Origin of the sequence: Mesorhizobium sp. (assembly GCF_004962925.1) — a bacterium.
In the GTDB taxonomy this organism is placed as follows: domain Bacteria; phylum Pseudomonadota; class Alphaproteobacteria; order Rhizobiales; family Rhizobiaceae; genus Mesorhizobium.
Genome location: NZ_SUEO01000132.1, coordinates 15,988 through 18,389, shown reverse-complemented (window position 1 = coordinate 18,389; position 2,402 = coordinate 15,988). Strand labels below are relative to the sequence as shown.

Sequence of the window (2,402 nt, the reverse complement as noted above, 5' to 3'; positions counted from 1 at the left end):
GTTTGAAACCGACTATTGCCGGCTCCCAGCGTTCGAGCGGTCTAACGGTACCCCGTCACATCGGCAGGTTTGCCGGCGTCCTGAACCTCGGGAACGTAGCGCCACGCGTCGGGCCGCGACCCGTCGAGATCGGTAAAACCGTAGACCTGCGCCAGCCCGCCACTCGACAGCGACTGTCCATTCCAGCGCGAACGATCCGGGTCCGCCGCCAGCGCCGCCACGGCGCGCCCGACGAAGCGCGGCGTCTCCGAGATGGCAAAATGCGGCGCTTTCGCTGTCGCATCACGCCAGTTATCCTCCGTCACCCCAAAAGCTTCCAACATCATTTCCGAACGCAGCCAGCCGGGTGTCAGCGAAATCGAGGTGGCACGGTGCGGGGCAAGGTCCTGGGCATGGGCCCAGGCCATGCGGGTTACTGACACTTTGGCGAGGTCGTAGAACGGGGAAAGCCGATAGTGGTCCGCATTATACTCAGCTGTGCCGTCGGTGACTTCGACAAGGAGCCCGCCCGGACGCTCAATCAGAAGCGGCAGCGCGTGGTGAACTGTGATCAGGTGCGTGTCGATTGCCAGCCTGAGCATGCGCAGGCCGTTCTCGAGATTGTGCTGCCAGACCGGCTTGTTCCATTCGAACAGCTTTTCGCCGCCCCAGATGTCGTTGACCAGTATATCGAGACGGCCCTGCTCCGCGCGGATTCGGTCGACCAATTTGCGCACGTCGTCCGAAATCAGATGATCGACCTGCACGGCAATGCCCTTGCCGCCAAGCGCCGAAACCAGTTCCGCCGTTTCCTCGATGGTTTCAGGACGCGCATATTCGGACGGATGCCCGCGCGTCGACCTGCCGGTGACGTAAACAGTCGCACCGGTAGCGCCCAGTTCGACTGCAATGCCTCGGCCGGCGCCACGCGTGGCGCCCGCGACCAGAGCGACTTTTCCACGAAGCGTCATTAGGCTCTCCCGAAACTCGATTCGACTAGGTGCTGGTCTTTGCCAGCGTCATAATATATAAATGATCATTCGGTTATAAATGGATGTCAAGATGCCCCGGCCAAAAACCCAGTCCGACGAAGACGTGCTCGAAGCGGCGAACCGGCTGATTCACGCGCATGGCCCGGAAGCGCTCACCTTCGAGCGACTGTCCGTAGCATGCGGGCTGTCCGGCTCCACGCTGGTGCAGCGTTTCAAAAGCAAGGCCGCTCTGAAGCAGAGGGCTCTGTTGCAAGCATGGGACCGGCTTGATGACAAGACGGCGAGGCTGTCGAAGACGATCTCAAGAACCCCGGGTGGAGCGATTGGGCTGCTGGTGGCGCTGTCGCAGGACTATGGTGGCATCGAATCCTATGCCGAAGGCCTTCTGGTGCTGCGCGAGGATCTGCGCGATCCGCTGCTTCGCGCACGCGGCGCGTCGTGGAAAGCTTCGCTGTGTGCCGTGCTCGACGGCTGTTTTGCCTCAACAGCCGATCCGCCTGAAGGCATCGGCCTGCTCATGGCTTCGCACTGGCAGGGCTCGCTGCTGTGGTGGAGCTTCGACCCCGAGGTCGAAGTGACCGCTTATGTCAAAAACAGCCTGACCCGATTCGTAACGGCGATATCGGCCCGAAGAGCGTAACCGATCTCCGGGCCGATCAAAGATGAATCCGCAAGGGCGAACGGGCTAGTCTGCGTGCTTCGGACCAAGCGAGAACGCCGCCAAAGCCGCCAGCAGCGTCGCGATCCCGCAATAGGCGAATGCACTGGCAACGCCGGCATTGTCGACCAGCAGGCCGCCGAAAACGGCCCCCAGCGCGATGGCCACCTGGAACGTGGCGACCATCAGCCCGCCGGCGCTTTCGGCCTGATCGGGGGCGGCTCGCACCAGCCAGGTCTGCAGTCCGACCGGCACCGCACCGAAGGCAAAGCCCCAGGCAGCAACCGCTATCGCCGCAACGACTGGCGAGGCTCCGAGAGTGAGCAGCAAGGCGGCTGCCACAGCAATCAGCAGAGGTGCCAGGCCGACGGCGGTCTTAAGGCTGCGTTCGGCCATGAAGCCACCGGCAAAGTTGCCGAAGAACCCACCGATTCCAAAGGCGAGCAGCACCAGAGAGATCGTCTCGATGTCCAGCGCAGGCACCTTCTCAAGAAACGGGCGGACATAGGTGAAGCCGGCAAAGTGTCCTGAGGCGACCAGCAGGACCACCAGAAGTGCCGCCCTGATTGTCGGGCGTTTCATCACTTCCAGCAAGGTTCGAAAACTTGCCACGCCCATCGGCGGCAGCTTCGGAAGGGTGGCGATCTGCACCAGCAGCGCCAGGGCGCCGACAACCGCCGCGATCATGAAGGCGGTGCGCCATCCCCAGACGTCGCCGACATAGGCGCCGACCGGGGCCGCAGTGACAGTGGCGACCGAAACACCGGTGAGGA

The 2,402-nt window shown here is 62.8% G+C and carries 3 protein-coding genes; 1 reads left to right on the top strand and 2 read right to left on the bottom strand.

The features are described from left to right. Positions 1-41 precede the first annotated feature (41 nt). Complete coding sequence (locus tag E5W87_RS23165; RefSeq protein WP_292402768.1) at positions 42-950, bottom strand: SDR family oxidoreductase; 909 nt, start codon at positions 948-950, stop codon at positions 42-44. A 91-nt stretch (positions 951-1,041) separates the two neighbouring features. On the opposite strand from E5W87_RS23165, the gene E5W87_RS23160 reads away from it, so the two are divergent. Further along, positions 1,042-1,611 carry a TetR/AcrR family transcriptional regulator gene (locus tag E5W87_RS23160; protein WP_292402765.1) on the top strand — a complete coding sequence of 190 codons (570 nt, stop codon included), beginning with the start codon at positions 1,042-1,044 and terminating at the stop codon, positions 1,609-1,611. Positions 1,612-1,656: 45 nt separating this feature from the next. Here E5W87_RS23160 and E5W87_RS23155 read toward each other — a convergent pair. Further along, positions 1,657-2,402, bottom strand: a 746-nt coding sequence (locus E5W87_RS23155; RefSeq protein ID WP_292402762.1) for an MFS transporter, incomplete at its 5' end; no start/stop codon positions are given.

Coding starts and splice junctions, on each gene's coding strand:
- E5W87_RS23165 (WP_292402768.1), bottom strand. CDS start 950: ATGACGCTTCGTGGAAAAGTCGCTCTGGTCGCGGGCGCCACGCGTGGC.
- E5W87_RS23160 (WP_292402765.1), top strand. CDS start 1,042: ATGCCCCGGCCAAAAACCCAGTCCGACGAAGACGTGCTCGAAGCGGCG.